Origin of the sequence: Aeromonas bivalvium (genome assembly GCF_046078285.1) — a bacterium.
GTDB lineage: Bacteria > Pseudomonadota > Gammaproteobacteria > Enterobacterales > Aeromonadaceae > Aeromonas > Aeromonas bivalvium.
The window spans coordinates 249,844-266,713 of sequence record NZ_JBGXBV010000001.1 but is presented as its reverse complement, the minus strand read 5'-3'; the positions used below and the strand labels follow the sequence as shown (position 1 = coordinate 266,713).

13 protein-coding genes are annotated in these 16,870 nt (G+C 64.7%); 6 read left to right on the top strand and 7 right to left on the bottom strand.

What is annotated here, in order from left to right:
• The first annotated feature begins 857 nt into the window (after window positions 1-857).
• Together ACEUCR_RS01100 and xseA are read left to right on the top strand one after the other, a co-directional pair.
• Window positions 858-1,766 (top strand): DMT family transporter, encoded by a 909-nt coding sequence (locus ACEUCR_RS01100; protein WP_408787574.1) that lies wholly within the window; start codon window positions 858-860, stop codon window positions 1,764-1,766.
• Window positions 1,767-1,930: 164 nt separating this feature from the next.
• Entirely contained in the window at window positions 1,931-3,295 is a 1,365-nt protein-coding gene (gene xseA / locus ACEUCR_RS01095) for an exodeoxyribonuclease VII large subunit (protein ID WP_408787572.1), read from the top strand.
• A gap of 54 nt (window positions 3,296-3,349) precedes the next feature.
• Here xseA and hutW read toward each other — a convergent pair whose 3' ends face one another.
• Window positions 3,350-4,717 (bottom strand): heme anaerobic degradation radical SAM methyltransferase ChuW/HutW, encoded by a 1,368-nt coding sequence (hutW, locus tag ACEUCR_RS01090; protein WP_408787570.1) that lies wholly within the window; start codon window positions 4,715-4,717, stop codon window positions 3,350-3,352.
• A 238-nt stretch (window positions 4,718-4,955) separates the two neighbouring features.
• Between hutW and ACEUCR_RS01085 the strand changes: the two genes are divergently transcribed.
• Window positions 4,956-6,551: a methyl-accepting chemotaxis protein gene (locus tag ACEUCR_RS01085; RefSeq protein WP_408787568.1), complete on the top strand. Its 1,596-nt coding sequence runs from the start codon at window positions 4,956-4,958 to the stop codon at window positions 6,549-6,551.
• 82 nt (window positions 6,552-6,633) lie between these two features.
• Here ACEUCR_RS01085 and aroG read toward each other — a convergent pair whose 3' ends face one another.
• From aroG to ACEUCR_RS01060, 5 genes are all read right to left on the bottom strand, one after another.
• Window positions 6,634-7,689 carry a 3-deoxy-7-phosphoheptulonate synthase AroG gene (gene aroG, locus ACEUCR_RS01080; RefSeq protein WP_111872695.1) on the bottom strand — a complete coding sequence of 352 codons (1,056 nt, stop codon included), beginning with the start codon at window positions 7,687-7,689 and terminating at the stop codon, window positions 6,634-6,636.
• Between the two features lie 213 nt (window positions 7,690-7,902).
• Window positions 7,903-9,186, bottom strand: coding sequence for a 3-phosphoshikimate 1-carboxyvinyltransferase (gene aroA / locus ACEUCR_RS01075; protein WP_392441032.1), 1,284 nt, complete (start codon window positions 9,184-9,186; stop codon window positions 7,903-7,905).
• Between the two features lie 205 nt (window positions 9,187-9,391).
• On the bottom strand, window positions 9,392-10,480 hold the full coding sequence (serC, locus tag ACEUCR_RS01070) for a 3-phosphoserine/phosphohydroxythreonine transaminase (RefSeq protein WP_041992189.1): 1,089 nt from the start codon (window positions 10,478-10,480) through the stop codon (window positions 9,392-9,394).
• 219 nt (window positions 10,481-10,699) lie between these two features.
• Window positions 10,700-11,620, bottom strand: coding sequence for an electron transfer flavoprotein subunit alpha/FixB family protein (locus tag ACEUCR_RS01065; protein ID WP_408787566.1), 921 nt, complete (start codon window positions 11,618-11,620; stop codon window positions 10,700-10,702).
• Window positions 11,617-12,369: an electron transfer flavoprotein subunit beta/FixA family protein gene (locus tag ACEUCR_RS01060; protein ID WP_408774599.1), complete on the bottom strand. Its 753-nt coding sequence runs from the start codon at window positions 12,367-12,369 to the stop codon at window positions 11,617-11,619. Before ACEUCR_RS01060 ends, ACEUCR_RS01065 begins: the two co-directional genes overlap by 4 nt.
• Before the next feature lie 144 nt (window positions 12,370-12,513).
• Here ACEUCR_RS01060 and ACEUCR_RS01055 point away from each other — a divergent pair, with 144 nt between their 5' ends.
• The 3 genes from ACEUCR_RS01055 to ACEUCR_RS01045 all read left to right on the top strand — a co-directional run bounded on the left by ACEUCR_RS01055 (window position 12,514) and on the right by ACEUCR_RS01045 (window position 15,923).
• Window positions 12,514-14,151, top strand: a complete 1,638-nt coding sequence (locus tag ACEUCR_RS01055; RefSeq protein WP_041992180.1) for an electron transfer flavoprotein-ubiquinone oxidoreductase — start codon at window positions 12,514-12,516, stop codon at window positions 14,149-14,151.
• A gap of 195 nt (window positions 14,152-14,346) precedes the next feature.
• Entirely contained in the window at window positions 14,347-15,294 is a 948-nt protein-coding gene (gene corA / locus ACEUCR_RS01050; RefSeq protein ID WP_041992177.1) for a magnesium/cobalt transporter CorA, read from the top strand.
• A 155-nt stretch (window positions 15,295-15,449) separates the two neighbouring features.
• A complete protein-coding gene (locus ACEUCR_RS01045) occupies window positions 15,450-15,923 on the top strand; it encodes a DUF2919 domain-containing protein (RefSeq protein ID WP_041992174.1) in 474 nt (157 codons plus the stop codon).
• Window positions 15,924-15,994: 71 nt separating this feature from the next.
• Here ACEUCR_RS01045 and ACEUCR_RS01040 read toward each other — a convergent pair whose 3' ends face one another.
• A complete protein-coding gene (locus ACEUCR_RS01040) occupies window positions 15,995-16,750 on the bottom strand; it encodes a hypothetical protein (protein ID WP_408787564.1) in 756 nt (251 codons plus the stop codon).
• Window positions 16,751-16,870: the final 120 nt, after the last annotated feature.

Below are 16,870 nucleotides of genomic sequence, written 5' to 3'. Positions count from 1 at the left end.
GTTTTGGGGCTGATAGCGGCGGCCCGTTCACCTTGCCGTCCCCACCCCCCAATCTTGCGCTTCCCCGCCCTCTGATGTCGCCATCATGGGGATGACAAGGCACAGCAAAAAGAGCGCCAATCAACACAAGAGTCCACTCTACAATCAATAATCGAAATTAAATTCCGCTTAACCATCAAAAAACAGATAGATCATACCAACCCGGGAATAGCCTCTCGGGCCGATTCAGCATCTTTACCCAGTCAACCAAAAAACATGTCGTTGTCATCCCTGATTAACCCGGTTATTCGGTGGATCATGCCGACATAATGCTGCTTTGCAGCATGGATGATGCCCGTCATGGGGGAAGCCAGGGGGCGATGCGGCGTGTTTCTTCGGGGTGGGTTTCAGAAACGGATGTGGATAGCATGCACCAGTTCAGGGCAATTGCACCAAGGTGGAGCAATTTGGTGGCGTGGGTTTGTCTTACGGCGCGGCGCAGAGGCGGTATGGGCACCGCTTTGCTCACTGCAATGAACACTGCTGTGAGCAGAGCATGGAGTGACTCGGGCGCCGGGATACGCCACTCCCCTTCCCTCTAGCCCCCTTCCCACGGGTCCGCCAGTAGCTAGGCGTTAGTCGTTAGTCCACAGGCCTGCCCATCCACCAGCCCCTCCGCAGCCAGAGTCCCCTCAAGATGGGGCATCCATTCAGGCACAGGCAAATGGCGGAATAAAAAAGCCGGCCCGAAGGCGGACTCGCTGCACCCTGTGACAGGGCTTCCTTACTTGAGGTATTTGCCATCGGGGACGCTTGCCGCCATGATGCAATCCCCCTTGCCATCTCGGGTAGCAGGGCGGTTCATTCAGGGAGAGACGATGAGACCATCGGATTACGGGAGATTGCTGGCGCTGGCGGCCATCTGGGGTGCCAGCTTTTTGTTTATGCGCATCGCGGCGCCGGCGTTCGGCTCGGTCAACACCACCTTCCTGCGGGTCTTCTTTGCCCTGGTCGGGCTCGCCGCCATGCTGTTGCTGCTGCGCACCCCCATGCAGTTTCAGGGCAAGCTCAAATCCATCATGGTGCTTGGCATCATCAACTCAGGCGTCCCCTTCCTGATGTATGCCGTGGCGGCCCTCTGGCTGCCTGCGGGGTATTCCGCCATCCTCAACGCCACCACGCCCCTGATGGGGGCCCTCATCGGCTTCTCCTTCTTCCACGAGGCACTGACCTTGCGCAAGTGGGCCGGGGTCATGCTGGGGCTGGTGGGCATAGCCCTCATCACCACCACGGGGGAAGTCGACCTGAGCGGCCAACTGGCCATCGGGGTGCTGGCCTGCCTCATCGCCACCGCCTGCTATGGCTGCGCCGGCTTCCTCACCCGGCGCTGGATCAGCGAGCGAGGGGGCCTGGACGCCAAGCTGGTGGCCTTTGGCAGCCAGCTCGGTGCCTGCCTCTTCCTGCTTCCCTTCTTCGGCTACACCCTGGCGACCGGCCCCGCCGTCGACTGGACCCAGCCTGGGGTCTGGGCCTGCGTGCTGGCGGTCGGCTTCCTCTGCACCGCCTTCGCCTATCTGCTCTATTTCAGGCTGATCGCCGACATCGGCCCCCTGCGAAGCCTCACTGTCACCTTCCTCATTCCGCCCTTCGGCATCCTGTGGGGCTATCTGGTGCTGGGGGAAACCCTCACCGGCGGCTTCGTGTTCGGCGGCGCCGTGGTCTGCCTCGCGGTCTGGCTGGTGGTGAGCCCGAGCAGGGCCGCCAAGCCGGCAAAGGCGCAAGCCTAGGCTTCGCGTCATCTGGAGGGCCCCATGGCTCGGCAGATGGTATAGGCAAACTGGCGCCAGACACCGCTGCTGCCACAGACACGGACTCGGCGGATGGGCCGAACTGGGGTAAGATGACCCCCATCGTTTCTCCCGCCCCGGCGGACACAGCAGCAGGGCCAGCCTTGAATCACCTCGAACCCGCCAGTCAGAGCAGACAACAGCAGATCTTTACCGTCACCCGCCTCAACAGCGCCGTGCGCATGATCCTGGAACAGGATCTGGGGCTGGTGTGGCTCACCGGCGAGCTCTCCAACCTGGCGATGCCAAGTTCCGGCCACTGGTACTTCTCCCTCAAGGACATGTCCGCCCAGGTGCGCTGCGCCATGTTCAAGGGCAACAACCGCCGGGTGCCGTTCCGTCCCCAGGATGGCATGCAGGTGCTGGTGCAGGCGCGAGTCTCCCTCTATGAACCCCGCGGCGACTACCAGCTCATCATCGAGTCCATGCAGCCCGCCGGGGATGGCATGCTGGCCCTGCGCTTCGAGGAGCTCAAGCGTCGCCTCGGGGCCGAAGGGCTCTTTGACGAAGGGCGCAAGCGCCCCTTGCCCCAGGAACCCCGCGCCGTGGGGCTGATCACCTCCGCCACCGGCGCCGCCCTGCACGACATGCTGACGGTGCTTGAACGCCGCGCCCCGGACTTGCCCGTCTTCATCTACCCGACCCAGGTGCAAGGGAGCGCCGCCACCGCCCAGATCGTCTCGGCGATCATGCTTGCCAACCGCCGCGCCGAGGTGGATGTGCTCATCGTCGGGCGCGGCGGCGGATCGCTCGAAGATCTCTGGTGCTTCAACGAGGAGGCGGTGGCCCGGGCCATCGCAGGCTCCACCATCCCCGTGGTGAGCGCCGTAGGACACGAGGTGGACGTCACCATCAGCGACTTCGCCGCCGATCTGCGCGCCCCCACCCCCTCCGCCGCCGCCGAGCTGGTGGCACCGGACAGGAGCACCCGCGCCCAGCGTCTGGTGCACCTCAAGCAGCGCCTGGTGCAGGCCATCTCCCGGCGCCAGACCGCCGCCCGCCACGGCTTCGTGCTGCTGCAAAAACGGCTCGATCATCAGGATCCCAAGCGCCGGCTGGAGCAGCAGTCCCAGCGTCTGGACGAGCTCGACCGCCGCTTGCAGCAGCACCTGCGTGATCGCCTGCACCAGGGGGAGCGGCGCCTGGCGGGCCTCGCCATGCGCCTGCAGGCCAGAAGCCCCGAAAAGCTGCTGGCCATCGGCAAACGTCGTCACCAGCTTGCCGAGGAGCGCCTCCATGCCCTCATCGCAAAACGCCAGGATCTCGCCCGCCACCGCCTCGCCATGCTGGGAGCCCGCCTCGACGGGATCAGCCCGCTGGCCACCCTGGGGCGGGGTTACTCCATCACCCGCACCCCCAGTGGCGAGGTCATCAGCCGCGCCGCCCAGGTGAGCCCGGGCCAGCAACTGGTCACCACCCTCGCAGAGGGAGTTCTGCGGGTGCGGGTGGAGGACGTGAACAACCAATAACGAAAGGGGGCCATCAAGCGGCCCCCTTTCGTTTCTCATTTTGCTCCCTGCCCGCTACCCCCGCGAGTGATGCCGGGCCCCGCCCGGATGAGCGGCAGGGGTTGCCGCCTCCCCTCCCAGGGGATTTGACTGCAGATACTCGAACAGACCCGCCTGCAGATTGACGTTCCAGAAGCGCCCCGCCAGGGTCAGCGCCAGTGTCTCCCCGATCCGCTCGGCCAGGCCGTGCTGTTGCCAGCGTTCAAAGAGCGGCAGCAGATGCGCCCGCAAGGGAGGCGGCAAGCGCCCGAGGGCAAGCCAGCCGGAGTCGAGCCCCCCTCGCAGCAGCCCGTCGAGACGGGCATCGGGGTTGGGCCTCATCACCATGCCGGGGGCACGCTGACCGGCCGCCAGCGCCTCGTGCCAGGCTGCCAGATCCCGGCCATACATGAGGCCGTGGCCATGGATGTTGCCCCCCGCCCCCGCGCCGAAGGGGAGGATCTCGGCGCCGCGTTTGGCCATCTGGTTGTAGCGGCTCTGCTCGGCATCGGTACGCCGCCAGTGGCTGCAGGAGAGCCGCTGCCAGCCCCCCTGCTCCAGGGTGTGGGCGCCATAGGCATACATGGCCGTCCGCTGCTGGCCATCGGCGGCCCAGCCGAGCCGGCCCTTCTCCTGCGCCCGTTCCAGATTGGTGCCCGCCATGGAGATGAGCTGATAGAGATCCACCCCGTGCACCCCGCTCGCCATCACATCCGCGATATCCTGGCGCCACACGGCCTCATCCTGCCCCGGCAGACCGAAGATGAGATCCGCCACGATCACAGCCTCGTCGTGGCGGGTCAGCGCCCTCAGCCTGGCAAGCAGTGTCTCTCTGTCGTCGAAACGGGCCGCCTGCTGGCGCACAGCTGTGTTGAAGCTCTGCACCCCGAACGAGAAGCGGTTGAAGCCCCCCGCCAGGGCCGTCTGCCACTTCTCGTCATCGAAGCCGTTGAGCCGCCCCTCCAGGGTCAGCTCCGCATCCACGGTCAGGGGAAATCGGCGAATGGCGCTGGCCAGGCGGGAGAGATCGCCCGCCGCCATGTCGGTCGGGGTGCCGCCCCCCACATAGACCGCCGAGAAGGGGCGACTCTGGCCAAAGGGAGACTCGGCGGCCCGTTGCAGGTCATCGCACAGGGCCGCCATGTAGCGGCTCATGCGCGCCGGGTTGGCGCCGTTTTCGAAGAAGTTGCAAAAACTGCAGCGCTTGCGGCAGAAGGGAACATGGATATAGAGCGCCCGCTCCTGGGCCTGGCTCGGCCGCTGCCACCAGGCTCGCCAGCCGGCGTCGTCCAGCATGAGAGGGGCAGCCCCTCCCCGGCTGGCATGGGCCGAGGTCTTGGCGGTGAAGGCGAATGCGAGGGGGGCCGGGGTGGAAAGCCCCGTCATGGTGGGAGTCAGTCTCATCAGGGGTCTGCCAGCATGGTGTTTTCGATAATGATAATTACTATCAACCACATAATGACTTGCGCCAGATCAACTGAAGATCAATAACCACACCTGGCTACCCGCGGTTAACGCCACAGCTGGATCCCGTTAACAGAATCCTTACTAAAGATGCGGTAATGTGTGCCGATAGAGAACCATCACCGACGGGCAAGCCGCCCGCTCGGCTCCCCTTTCTGCCGCACGGATCCGGTTACCCATGAAAAACCTCTCCCTCAACTGGAAAATCTTCCTCCCCCTTGCCCTGGTGATTGGGGCCAGCTTCACCCTCAGCTTCGAGCTCTCCACCTGGTTGCAGCGGGATCTTGCCCTGCGCCTGGCGGGCGAGAAGGTGGAGAGTACCGCCAACAGCTACATGGATCAGCTCAACGTCATGATGATGACCGGGGTCATTGCCAATCGGGCCCTGGTGCAGACCAAGATCAAGAGCGAGGCCGGCATCACTGAGGCCCGCCTGATCCGCGCCCCCGCCGTCAGCTCGCTGTTTGGCCCGGGCCATGCTGATCAGCAGATAGTCGACGGGTGGGACAAGCGGGCCATTGAGCAGGGGGAGACGCTCCTCGAGCAAAAAGGCAGCCAGCTCACCCTGATAAAACCCTTCAAGGCTTACAAGGAGTACCGCGGCACCCAGTGCCTCACCTGCCATCAGGTGGCCGAGGGGACCGTCATGGGGGCCGTGCGCATCAGCTATGACCTGAGCCATATCTTTGCCGAGATCCGCCACAACAACTGGCTGCTGAGCGGCTGCCTGGGGGCAGTGTTCAGCCTGGGGTTCGGGCTGCTGTGGTGGGTGCTGCAACGGCACGTCAAGGGCCCCATCAACCGGTTGCAGCGCACCATGATGCAGATGGCCAGGGAGCGGGATCTCTCCCTGCCCCTGGTCAATCACAGCCAGGATGAACTGGGCCAGATGACTCGGGCGGTCGATGAGATGGTGCAGGGTTTTCGCCACAGCCTGGCCGAGGTAGAGGGGGCCACCGCCCAGCTCTATCTGGGATCGGATCAGATCCGCGAGGGGGCGACGCGCACCGAGCACGCGGCGCGTCAGCAGGAGCTGATGACGGTCCAGGTCGCCACGGCGGTGAGCGAGCTGGCCGCCAGCTCCCACGAGGTGCGCGAACACGCTCGCCATAGCGCCGAACTCTCCGCCCTCACCAACGAGGACGCGGCCCACACCAGCAGCCTCGCCCGCCATGCCATCACGGACATGGACGAGATGGCGGCCGAGATAGCCAGAGTGGATACCGTGATCCAGCAGCTCGACAGCCGCTGCCTCGCCGTGGACGGGGTGCTGGAGGTGATCAAGGGGATCGCGGATCAGACCAATCTGCTGGCCCTGAACGCCGCCATCGAGGCGGCCCGGGCCGGGGAGCAGGGACGCGGCTTCGCCGTGGTGGCGGAGGAGGTGCGCGCCCTCTCCAGCCGCAGTCGCACCGCCAGCGAGGAGATTGCCGGCATGATAGCCGCCCTGTTAAAAGAGGCCCAGAGCGCGGTGGCCGTGATAGGGGATGCCAGGGTCAAGGCGAAGGAGAGCATAGGCAAGACGGAGGATACCCTGACGGCGATGCAGGCCATCATCACCCGCATCGCCAGCATCAATGATCTCAATGCCCAGATGGCACAATCGGCCGAGGAGCAGGACAGGGTCTGCCAGGAGGTGGACGGCGCCGTCCATGAGATCAGAAGCCGCTCGAACGACACCCTCGGCCAGGCCCATGAGGCCAGCCTCGCCAGCGCCCGCCTGGTCACCCAGTGCCAGACCCTGGAGGCCCTGCTCAAGACCTATCGTCGCTGATCCGGCCGGGGACCCTGGCACGCCACGACGCCCACAAAAAAGCGCGACCGAGTCGCGCTTTTTTACTGGATCCAGGCTGCCATCAGGCTGCGTTGCGCTCGGCCACCGCCTCTGCCAGGGTGCGCAGCAGGGTCTCGGTGTCGTCCCAGCCGATGCAGGCATCCGTGATGCTCTGACCGAAGGTGAGTTGGCACCCTTCCACCAGATCCTGGCGCCCTTCCACCAGGTGGCTCTCCACCATGACGCCGAAGACCGCCTTGCTGCCGGCGCGGATCTGGCCCGCCACATCCTCGGCCACCCGCATCTGGTTCTTGAACTGCTTGCTGCTGTTGGCGTGGCTGAAGTCGATCATCACTTTCTGGGGCAGGCCCGCCTTCTCCAGCCCTGTCACCACCTCGCCGACATGGGCGGCGCTGTAGTTCGGCTCACGGCCGCCGCGCAGTATGATGTGGCAGTCCGGGTTGCCGGCGGTGGAGACGATGGCGGAGTGACCGTACTTGGTCACCGACAGGAAGTGGTGGGGCGCGCTGGCGGCGCCGATGGCGTCAATCGCCACCTTGATGGTGCCGTCTGTGCCGTTCTTGAAGCCCACCGGGCAGGAGAGACCGGAGGCCAGCTCACGGTGTACCTGGGATTCGGTGGTGCGCGCGCCAATGGCGCCCCAGCTCATCAGATCCGCCACGTATTGCGGGGTGATCATGTCGAGGAACTCGGAGGCAGTCGGCATGCCCAGATCGTTGAGCTCGAGCAGCAACTTGCGACCGATGCGCAGGCCGTCGTTGATCTTGAAGCTGTTGTCCAGATGGGGATCGTTGATCAGCCCCTTCCAGCCCACCGTGGTGCGCGGCTTCTCGAAGTAGACCCGCATCACTATCTCCAGCTGATCCTTGTACTGCTCGCGCAGCGCCTTGAGGCGCTTGCCGTATTCGACGGCCGCGACCGGATCATGGATGGAGCAGGGACCTATCACCACCAGCAGGCGCTGATCTTCACCAGTCAGGATCTGGTGGATGGCCTGGCGGGATTCAAATACGGTAGAGACGGCCGCCTCGGTCGCCGGAAACTTCTCAAGCACCGCAACCGGGGGTAATAACTCTTTGATTTCACTAATACGAACGTCATCGGTTTGATGCTGCATACTTCGGCTTCCTGCTTGGCTAGACACATTGCTTGCACCAATCTAGCCCGAGGGGCCCGGGAGTGTAAATAGAAAATTACATGCCCTGATAAAATATTTTTAGGCCAGTGATTGCATGTTACAGGAATGCTGCTAGGGAGGGGCAAGATCAAGAAGGCCCGCAGGGTGCGGGCCTCGACGGGTCGTGATCAGACTGCGCAATCAGCGGATGACTCAGGCATCCTGGCTGATGCTGGCCAGCTTGTCGAAATAATCGGGGAAGGTCTTGGAGGTGCAACCCGGATCATTGATGGTCACCGGGGTATCCGACAGCGCCACCAGGGAGAAACACATGGCGATACGGTGATCGTTGTAGGTGTCGATCTCGGCATGGTGCAAGCGGGCTGGCGGCGTCACCTGGATGAAGTCGTGCCCCTCCTCCACCTCGACACCCAGCTTGCGCAGCTCGGTCGCCATGGCGTGCAGGCGATCAGTCTCCTTCACCCGCCAGTTGTAGATGTTGCGAATGGCGGTGGGCCCTTCGGCAAACAGGGCCGTGGTGGCGATGGTCATGGCCGCATCCGGGATCTGGTTCATGTCCATGTCGATGCCGTGCAGGGGGGCCTGCTCGGCCTCGATGAAGTCGTCACCCCAGGTGATGCGGGCCCCCATCTTCTCCAGCACGTCGGCGAAGTGGATGTCGCCCTGGATGCTGTGCTTGCCGATCCCGGTCACCCGCACCTTGCCCTTGATGGCACCGGCGGCGAGGAAGTAGGAGGCGCTGGAGGCATCCCCCTCCACCAGGAAGTCACCCGGGCTGACATAGCTCTGGTTGCCCTTGATGTAGAAGGTCTGGTAGTTGTCGTGCTCTATCACCACGCCAAACTGCTTCATGATGTGCAGTGTGATGTCGATGTAGGGCTTGGAAACCAGCTCACCCTTGATGTGGATGCGGGTATCCCCGGCCGCCATGGGGGCCGCCATCAGGAAGGCGGTGAGGAACTGGCTGGAGACGGAGCCGTCGACGTGCACGTCGCCGCCCCACAGCCCCTTGGCATCGATGGCCAGTGGCGGGAAGCCGTCGCGCTTGAGGTATTGCACATGGGCACCGGCCTCGCGCAGGGCATCCACCAGGTGGCCGATGGGGCGCTCTTCCATGCGCGGCTCGCCGGTCAGCATGTATTCGCCAGATCCCAGGCACAGGGCGGCGCACAGGGGGCGCATGGCGGTGCCGGCGTTGCCGAGAAACAGGGTGACAGGCTCAGCGACCGCAAAGCTGCGACCCAGCCCTTGCACCTCGCACACCGTCTTGTCGGCGGAGAGCTTGTACTTGACCCCGAGCTGGGTCAGCGCCGCCAGCATGTGGCGGATGTCATCGCTGTCGAGCAGGTTGGTGAGGCGGGTGGTGCCCCGCGCCAGCGCCGCCAGCAGCAGGGCCCGGTTAGACACGCTCTTGGAGCCGGGTAGATTGACCACCCCCTCGACCCGAGCAATAGGTTCCAAACGCAACGAATTCATAGCCTTCCTGTACCGATATCAAAAAACACCTGCCCGGACGTTAACAGCCAAGGAGAGCGAGGGCAAGGCTCTTGCTTGCCCCTCTCCTCGCCGGCCCGCAGGGAAGGTTCAAGGTGAGACGAGGCGGCGCCCCGAGCTGCGCCGCCCCATATGACTGGCCTGTGCCGCGCCCGGTGCGCGGCGGTAAGGGGCATGCCCCTTGCACTCAACCGTGCTGCTTGGCGAAGCGCTCCATGAAGCTCACCAGCGCCTCGACCCCGGCCAGGGGCATGGCGTTGTAGAGGCTGGCGCGCATGCCGCCGACGATGCGGTGTCCCTTGAGCGCCAGCAGACCGGCAGCCTCAGACTCGGCCAGGAACAGCTTGTCCAGACTGTCATCCTTGAGCTGGAACGGCACATTCATGCGCGAGCGGCAGGCCGTATCCACCTGGTTGGCGTAGAAGCTGGAGTCGTCAATGTAGCCGTAGAGCAGCTCGGCCTTGGCACGGTTGCGCGCCTCGATCTCCTCTAGTCCCCCCTGCTCGCGCAGCCACTCGAACACCAGACCGGCCAGGTACCAGGCATAGGTGGGGGGGGTGTTGAACATGGAGTCGTGCTTGGCGGTCAGGGCATAGTCAAACACCGCAGGCACGTCGCTCCTGGCCTGGGCCAGCAAGTCGTCCCGCACGATGGCGATGGCCAGGCCCGATGGCCCTATATTCTTCTGGGCACCGGCATAGATGACGCCAAAACGGCTCACGTCCATCGGGCGCGAGAGGATGGTGGAGGAGAGATCCGCCACCAGGGGCACGTCCCCCGTGGCCGGGATGTCGAACATCTCTATGCCATCGATGGTTTCGTTCGGGCAGTAGTGCACATAGGCGGCATCGCTGCGAAACGCCGGGGTCGGCAGCAGCTGGCTCACCCCTTGCGCCGTCTTGACCACGCCGGCATGGGTCAGGATGTCGCCATATTTGTGGGCTTCGTCCACGGCGCTCTGGGCCCAGACCCCGGTCAGCAGATAATCCGCTTTCTTGTTGGCGCCTCCCAGCAGGTTCATGGGCACGGCGGAGAACTGGCCGCGGCCACCGCCGTGCATGAAGAGCACCTTGTAGTTGGCGGGAATGGCGAGCAGCGCGCGCAAGTCGGCCTCGGCCTTCTCGGCCACCGCCATAAAGGGTTTGCCACGGTGGGAAAGCTCCATGACAGAGGCACCCAATCCCTGGAAATTACAAAATTCGCGCTGAGCGCGCGCCATGACTTCGACCGGCAACATGGCTGGGCCGGCGCAGAAGTTGTAAACCTGTTTGCTCATGACACTTTCCGTGAGGTGGTAAAGAGTGGAAGACTTCCCCGTTTTTACACGAAACAGCGCCCCTTCGGCAAAGGCTTTTTGGGAGCTGGGTCAAGGTTTGCGCCCCCTGCCCCGGGCCGGGTTGATGAAATGTCATGACGCTGCGCCCCACCGAGGAGCAAGGGGCCGGGCAAGCAGAGCCGAGGGGGCCCAGCTTGCCCGGCCAATATAGCCGGACGGCTAGATCTTGGCGGTCAGCTCGGGCAGCAGGGTGAAGAGATCCCCCACCAGGCCATAATCGGCAACCTGGAAGATGGGGGCCTCCCCATCCTTGTTGATGGCGACGATCACTTTGGACTCCTTCATGCCCGCCAGATGCTGGATGGCCCCCGAGATGCCGACGGCGATGTAGAGCTCGGGGGCGACCACCTTGCCGGTCTGACCCACCTGCAGATCGTTGCCGACGAATCCCGCATCCACGGCGGCCCGGGAGGCGCCGACCGCCCCCCCCAGTTTGTCCGCCAGGGCCTCGATCAGCGCGAACTGCGCTTTCGAGCCCAGGGCCCTGCCCCCGGAGACCACCACCCGGGCGTTGCCGAGCTCGGGACGGCTCGACACCACCGCCTGACGGGAGACGAGCCGGGTGCGCGCCGCTATGGCCAGGGGGGGCAGCGTCTCAATCGGCGCACTCTCGGCTCCCTGCTGCGCCGCGCCGAAGCTGCTGGCCCGCAGCGTCATCAGCTTGATGGGGGCGCGGCTCTGCACCCGGGCCAGGGCATTGCCCGCATAGATGGGGCGCACGAAGGTATCGGCTCCCTCGATGGCGGTCACCTCGGAGAGCATCTCCATCCCCAGGCGCGCCGCCACCCGAGGCAGCAGATCCTTGGCCTCGGTGCCCGCCGCCATCAGCACATGGTGATAATCCCGGGCCAGGGCCGCGAGGGGCTCGTCCAGGCCGTCGCACCACGCCTCAGCCAGCTCAGCCAGCAGCACCCGCGATACCCCTTGCAGACGGGCCGCCTCCTCGGCGCCCTGGCCGGGATTCTGGCCAATCAGCAACAGGTGGATCTCTCCCCCCAGGAGGCTGGCAGCCCCCACCAGACGCGCCGTGCTGGCGATGAGGGAACCTTGTGTTTGCTGCGCAATGATCAGTGTGCTCATCCCAGTACCTTCGCCTCGTGCTTGAGTTTGTCCACCAGCTCGTCCACCGAGCCGACCCGGATGCCGGCGCGCCTTGGCGGCGGCGCCATGACCCCGAGCAGCCTGTGATGGTCGGTGGGTGCAATGGCCAGGGCCGAGAAGGGCTGGCTCTCCAGGGGCTTGCGCTTCGCCTTCATGATGTTGGGCAGGGAGGCAAAACGCGGCTCGTTCAGACGCAAGTCCACCGTCACCACGGCGGGCAGCCCCATGGCGAGGGTCTCCAGGCCGCCATCCACCTCCCGGGTCACCCGCAGCTCCTCCCCGTCCAGTGCGATGGCCGAGGCGAAGGTGGCCAGCGGCCAGTCACTGAGGGCCGCCAGCATCTGGCCGACCTGGTTGTTGTCGGAATCGATGGACTGCTTGCCCAGCAGCACCAGATCCGGCCGCTCCCGCTCGCAGATCCCTTGCAGCGCCCGGGCCACGGTCAGGGGCTCGAGCCGCTCGTCGGTAACATAATGCAGCGCCCGATCGGCCCCCAGAGCCAAGGCATGGCGCAGCTGCTCCGCCGCCGCCTCCGGCCCCAGGGTCACCACCACCAGCTCGCTCGCCACCCCGGCTTCGCGCAGCCGGACTCCCTGCTCCACCGCTATCTCGCAAAACGGGTTGATCCCCATCTTGACGTTGGCCAGCTCCACATCGGAGCCATCGCTCTTGACCCGGATCCTGACGTTGTAATCGACGACCCGTTTGACTGCTACCAGCAGCTTCATTCGAACACTCCTTATCCCGCGTTTCCTCGGGGAGGCGACAGATACGCCCCCCATCAACTATTGCGTGCCGAGAGTTTACAGACAGGTTTACGTTTACGTAAACTAACACCAACTACCCTAGGCCAAGTCGAGAGCAGAGGCAAGATGGAACGAGAAGCAATGGAATACGATGTGGTCATCGTCGGTGGCGGGCCGGCCGGGCTCAGTGCCGCCATCGCCATCAAGCAGCGCGCCCCGGATTGCAGTGTCTGCCTGCTGGAAAAAGGCGCCGAGGTTGGCGCCCATCTCCTCTCCGGCGCCCTGCTCGATCCCCGCGCCCTCAAGGAGTTGTTGCCGGATCGCTGGCAAGAGGCACCGCTTGGCACCCAAGTTCAGGATGATCAGCTCTGGCTGCTGCGCAGTGCCGACGGCGCCAGCCGCCTGCCCCACTGGGCCCTGCCCCCCAGCATGAGCAACCAGGGCTGTCACATCATCAGTCTGGGCAACCTCTGTCGCTGGCTCGCCAGGGAAGCCGAATCCCTCGGAGTCGAGATCTACCCGGGATTCGTCGCCAGCGAGCTCATCGTGGAGGCCGGAGTGGTCAAGGGGGTGCTCACCGGGGATCTAGGGCTGGATCGGGCAGGCAACCCCAAGGGGGACCATGTGCCCGGCATGGCCCTGCTCGGCCGCTACACCCTGCTGGCGGAGGGGGCCCGTGGCCACCTCGGCAAGCAGGCGATCGCCCGTTTCGACCTGGCCAGCCACCTCCAGCCCCAGCACTATGCCATCGGCTTCAAGGAGTTGTGGCAGGTACCTGCGGGGCAATCCCATCCCGGGCGGGTGCTCCATGGCAGTGGCTGGCCCCTCGGCGGTCAGGATCAGAGCCATGGCGGCTTCTATCTCTATCATCAGGGGGACCAGCAGGTGTCGGTGGGACTCATCGTCGATCTCAATTACCAGAATCCCTGGCTCAGTCCGTTCGACGAATTTCAGCGCCTCAAGCAGCACCCCCTCATCGCCGCCACCCTGCGCGGCGGCGAGCGCATCGGTTATGGTGCCCGCGCCATCACCAAGGGGGGCTGGCACTCCCTGCCGCGCATGGATTTTCCCGGGGGCCTGCTGCTCGGCTGCGACGCCGGCACCCTGGATTTCTCCCGCATCAAGGGGATACACGGCGCCATGAAGAGCGGTCTGCTGGCGGCCGAGACCCTGGCCCCCCATCTGGCCCCCGGGATGGCCGCTGGCCTGAGCCTTGCCCACTACCAGCAGGCTCTGGCCGCCAGCTGGCTCGGCCAGGATCTCAAGGGCGCCCGCAACTTCGGCGCCGCCCTGCACAGATTCGGCCCCCTGCTGGGGGGCGCCTTCAACTGGCTGGAGCAGCGCCTGCTGCGGGGGAGCGGCGGGTTCAGGCTGCTGGACAAGGAGGAAGACTACCGCGCCCTCAAGGCGGCCAATCGCTGCCAGCCCATCGACTATCCCAAGCCGGACGGGGTGCTCGGCTTTGACAGGCTCTCTTCCGTCTATCTGGCCAACACCCAGCACGACGAGGATCAGCCCTGCCACCTTCGGCTGCAGGACGCCAGCATCCCCATCCAGGTCAACCTGCCCACCTGGGCCGAGCCCGCGGTGCGTTACTGTCCGGCCGGGGTGTTCGAGATAGTCGAGACCGAGCAGCGTCCCAGATTCCAGATAAACAGCGCCAACTGCATCCACTGCAAGACCTGCGACATCAAGGATCCCAGCCAGAATATCGTCTGGACGCCGCCCCAGGGGGGATCCGGTCCCAACTACCCCAACATGTGATCCGACCAGGGCGGTTTTTTGGACAAACAGGATGAATATCAGCTGAATAGGCCCTGACATTGACGGCGAGCGCCTGTATAGTTCGCCGCAGTCAGGTTGCCCATCGGCCCCGCTATGCTTCATACGATCCCCTTCTCGTGATCGACGCCGCATGAACCTGTTCAACCATCCCACCCAAGACTTTAAGGGGGACAGATGATCACCGCCTACATCCTCAACAACAAGGTGCTCGACATCGTCACGCTCGGGCCTGACGACATCCTGCCCGACAACACTGTCTGGCTCGATGCCTACAAGCCGGACGGCGCGGAGCGAGAATGGTTGACGGGGCTCTTTCTGGAAGAGGTCCCCGACAAGGAAGAGCTCGACGACATCGAGGCCTCCGCCCGTTTCTACTGGGACACGGATGGCCTGCACATCCACTCCCTGTTTCCCCAGCGCATCGGCCGTGACACCAAGGGGGTCCACGTCTCCTTCACCCTGCGCAACAACCTGCTGATCAGCATTCGCGAGGACGACATCGGCCTGGTGCGGCTGATGCGCCACTATATGCGCCAGGACAGGCTGGAGGTGGAAGATGCCCTGGATATCCTGCTGGAGGTGCAAAACCTCAAGGTCGAATACCTCTCCGATCTCATCGAAGATGGCTACAAGACCCTGGAGAACACCGCCGATCAGATCTTCGAGCCCGACCAGATCAACCCCATGCTCAAGGAGCTGATGGCCCAGGAAGAGGCCAACGGCCAGATCCGTCTCTCCCTGCACGATACCCGGCGTGCCTTGCGCTTCCTCAAGCGCAGCCTGCGCCAGAAGATGAGCAACGAGCAGAACAAGTGGATCGACGAGATGCTCCACGACGTGGAGTCCCTCCTGCCCCACACCCAGTTCCTGTTCGACAAGATCAACTTCCAGCTCGAGGCCGCCATGGGGGTGACCAACCTGGAGCAGAACAAGGTGATCAAGATCTTCTCGGTGGCCGCCGTCATCTTCCTGCCGCCGACCCTGATCGCCAGCATCTACGGCATGAACTTCGGTCGCATGCCCGAGCTGCAATGGGAATATGGCTACTCCATGTCTCTGGTACTCATGGTGATGTCATCCCTGGGCACCGGACTCTTCTTCAAGCGCAAGGGCTGGCTCTGACGCCAATCCCTTCATGAGCAGCGACAGGGGCCAGGGGCCCCTTCGTTTTTATCGGCCCTGCCAGGCCCCCAGACGGCCCGCTTTTTCACCCCCTCCTCTTGCAAGCCGAACCGTCGTCCCCATATCAGCAACATCCTTGCTCGAACTGGCGTCCCATGACCCTCTATCCCGACCACCGCTACGATGACCATGGCCAGCTGCGCCCTCCCCTCTGGTTCTGGCCCATCGCCCTGCTGCTGACCCGCGCCGTCTGGCTGTTTCTGATGGCCGGCGCCACCCGCCAGGGGGGCAGCGAACTGCTGGCCCTGCTCTACCCCGAACGCTGGAGCCTCTATCTGAGCCTGCTCACCGACCTGCCCGCCCTGCTGGCCCTGCTCGCCTGTGGCGGCACCTTCGCCAGCCCGGATGGCTGGCGGGCGCGGCTGCGGCGCCTGAGCCCCCAGCTGCTGATCGTCTCCGCCCTCGGCGGCCTCGCCATGCAGATCCACGCGCTGATGAGCCTGGGCTGGCAATTCAGCTGGCTCAACGCCCTGGTGCTGATCGCCAGCCTGTGGAGCCTCTGGTATCTGCTAAGAAGCCGTCAGCTGCGAGAATATGCGGCGGACAGGCCCCATGGCCCGGATGCCTGACGCGGGTGGCCTTGCCCTGATCATGAAGGCTCTTTGCTTGGCGATCAGGCCATCCCCACCCTGACGAGACATCAGTCGAGGGGGGTCACCCGAATGGCCAGGGTCTGCTGGCGCGCCTCCTCTGCAAGGCTCCCCCCCAGGGTGCGCCCCAGCCCCAGGGCTTGACTCTGCCGGCTGTCTGCCAGGGCCCCCACCTCAATCCACTGACCCGGGACGACGTCCAGTTCGGTCGCGCTCTGACCATGCTCAGGCACACCCTGACCCAGGCTCGCCTGTTCGCTGGCGAGCTGGATCCGCACCCGCTCCCCCACCAGGGTGGCGCTGGCATAGAGGCCGCTGATAATGGGCAGCAGGGCCGTCACCCTATCGCCACGCCAGCGATAGAAGCTGACGGGGCGATAGCTGCCCAGCTGCAGCAGCACGGGGCGCCCGGAGAGTCCGCGGACCTGCCAGGCCTGCTCTCCCTGCTCGCGCCCCTGGCCCAGGGCCACCCCCGCCCGCCAATCCCCATCGCCACCTGACCTAGCCCCCAGGCTGGCCCTCCGGGTATCGCTGCCCTGGGACACCCGCCACTCGATGAGCAGCATGGCGGGCGGCTGATTGAGCCGTGCAACCAGCGCCTCGGCCTCCTGCAGCTGCTGCGCCGTGCCGCTCAGCACCAGCTGATTGCCCATGGCACTCACCCCCAGGGCCGGATAGAGATCCCGCAGGCTGCGCACCATGGCCTCGGCCTCGAAGACGGTGATCACCTTCACCTCGGCCAGTGCCGGACACGTCAGCAGCCCCAGCAGCAGACAGGCTGGCCCCATCCTAGGTTTGATTTTCATATGGCGATCACCTCCCTCTTCTGTCCTCCCGCAAGGCTCAGCCCTGGCGGGCCGCTTTGCCAGCGGCGGGGTAAAAAAAACCGCCGAAAAACGGCGGTTTGATGGCATATCTATTACGTT

What these genes read in the sequence shown, in the direction of transcription:
- ACEUCR_RS01100 (WP_408787574.1), top strand. Translation starts at nt 858, where the DNA reads ATGAGACCATCGGATTACGGGAGATTGCTGGCGCTGGCGGCCATCTGG.
- corA (WP_041992177.1), top strand. Translation starts at nt 14,347, where the DNA reads ATGATCACCGCCTACATCCTCAACAACAAGGTGCTCGACATCGTCACG.
- hutW (WP_408787570.1), bottom strand. Translation starts at nt 4,717, where the DNA reads ATGAGACTGACTCCCACCATGACGGGGCTTTCCACCCCGGCCCCCCTC.
- ACEUCR_RS01085 (WP_408787568.1), top strand. Translation starts at nt 4,956, where the DNA reads ATGAAAAACCTCTCCCTCAACTGGAAAATCTTCCTCCCCCTTGCCCTG.
- ACEUCR_RS01040 (WP_408787564.1), bottom strand. Translation starts at nt 16,750, where the DNA reads ATGAAAATCAAACCTAGGATGGGGCCAGCCTGTCTGCTGCTGGGGCTG.
- aroG (WP_111872695.1), bottom strand. Translation starts at nt 7,689, where the DNA reads ATGCAGCATCAAACCGATGACGTTCGTATTAGTGAAATCAAAGAGTTA.
- aroA (WP_392441032.1), bottom strand. Translation starts at nt 9,186, where the DNA reads ATGAATTCGTTGCGTTTGGAACCTATTGCTCGGGTCGAGGGGGTGGTC.
- ACEUCR_RS01065 (WP_408787566.1), bottom strand. Translation starts at nt 11,620, where the DNA reads ATGAGCACACTGATCATTGCGCAGCAAACACAAGGTTCCCTCATCGCC.
- ACEUCR_RS01055 (WP_041992180.1), top strand. Translation starts at nt 12,514, where the DNA reads ATGGAACGAGAAGCAATGGAATACGATGTGGTCATCGTCGGTGGCGGG.
- ACEUCR_RS01060 (WP_408774599.1), bottom strand. Translation starts at nt 12,369, where the DNA reads ATGAAGCTGCTGGTAGCAGTCAAACGGGTCGTCGATTACAACGTCAGG.
- serC (WP_041992189.1), bottom strand. Translation starts at nt 10,480, where the DNA reads ATGAGCAAACAGGTTTACAACTTCTGCGCCGGCCCAGCCATGTTGCCG.
- ACEUCR_RS01045 (WP_041992174.1), top strand. Translation starts at nt 15,450, where the DNA reads ATGACCCTCTATCCCGACCACCGCTACGATGACCATGGCCAGCTGCGC.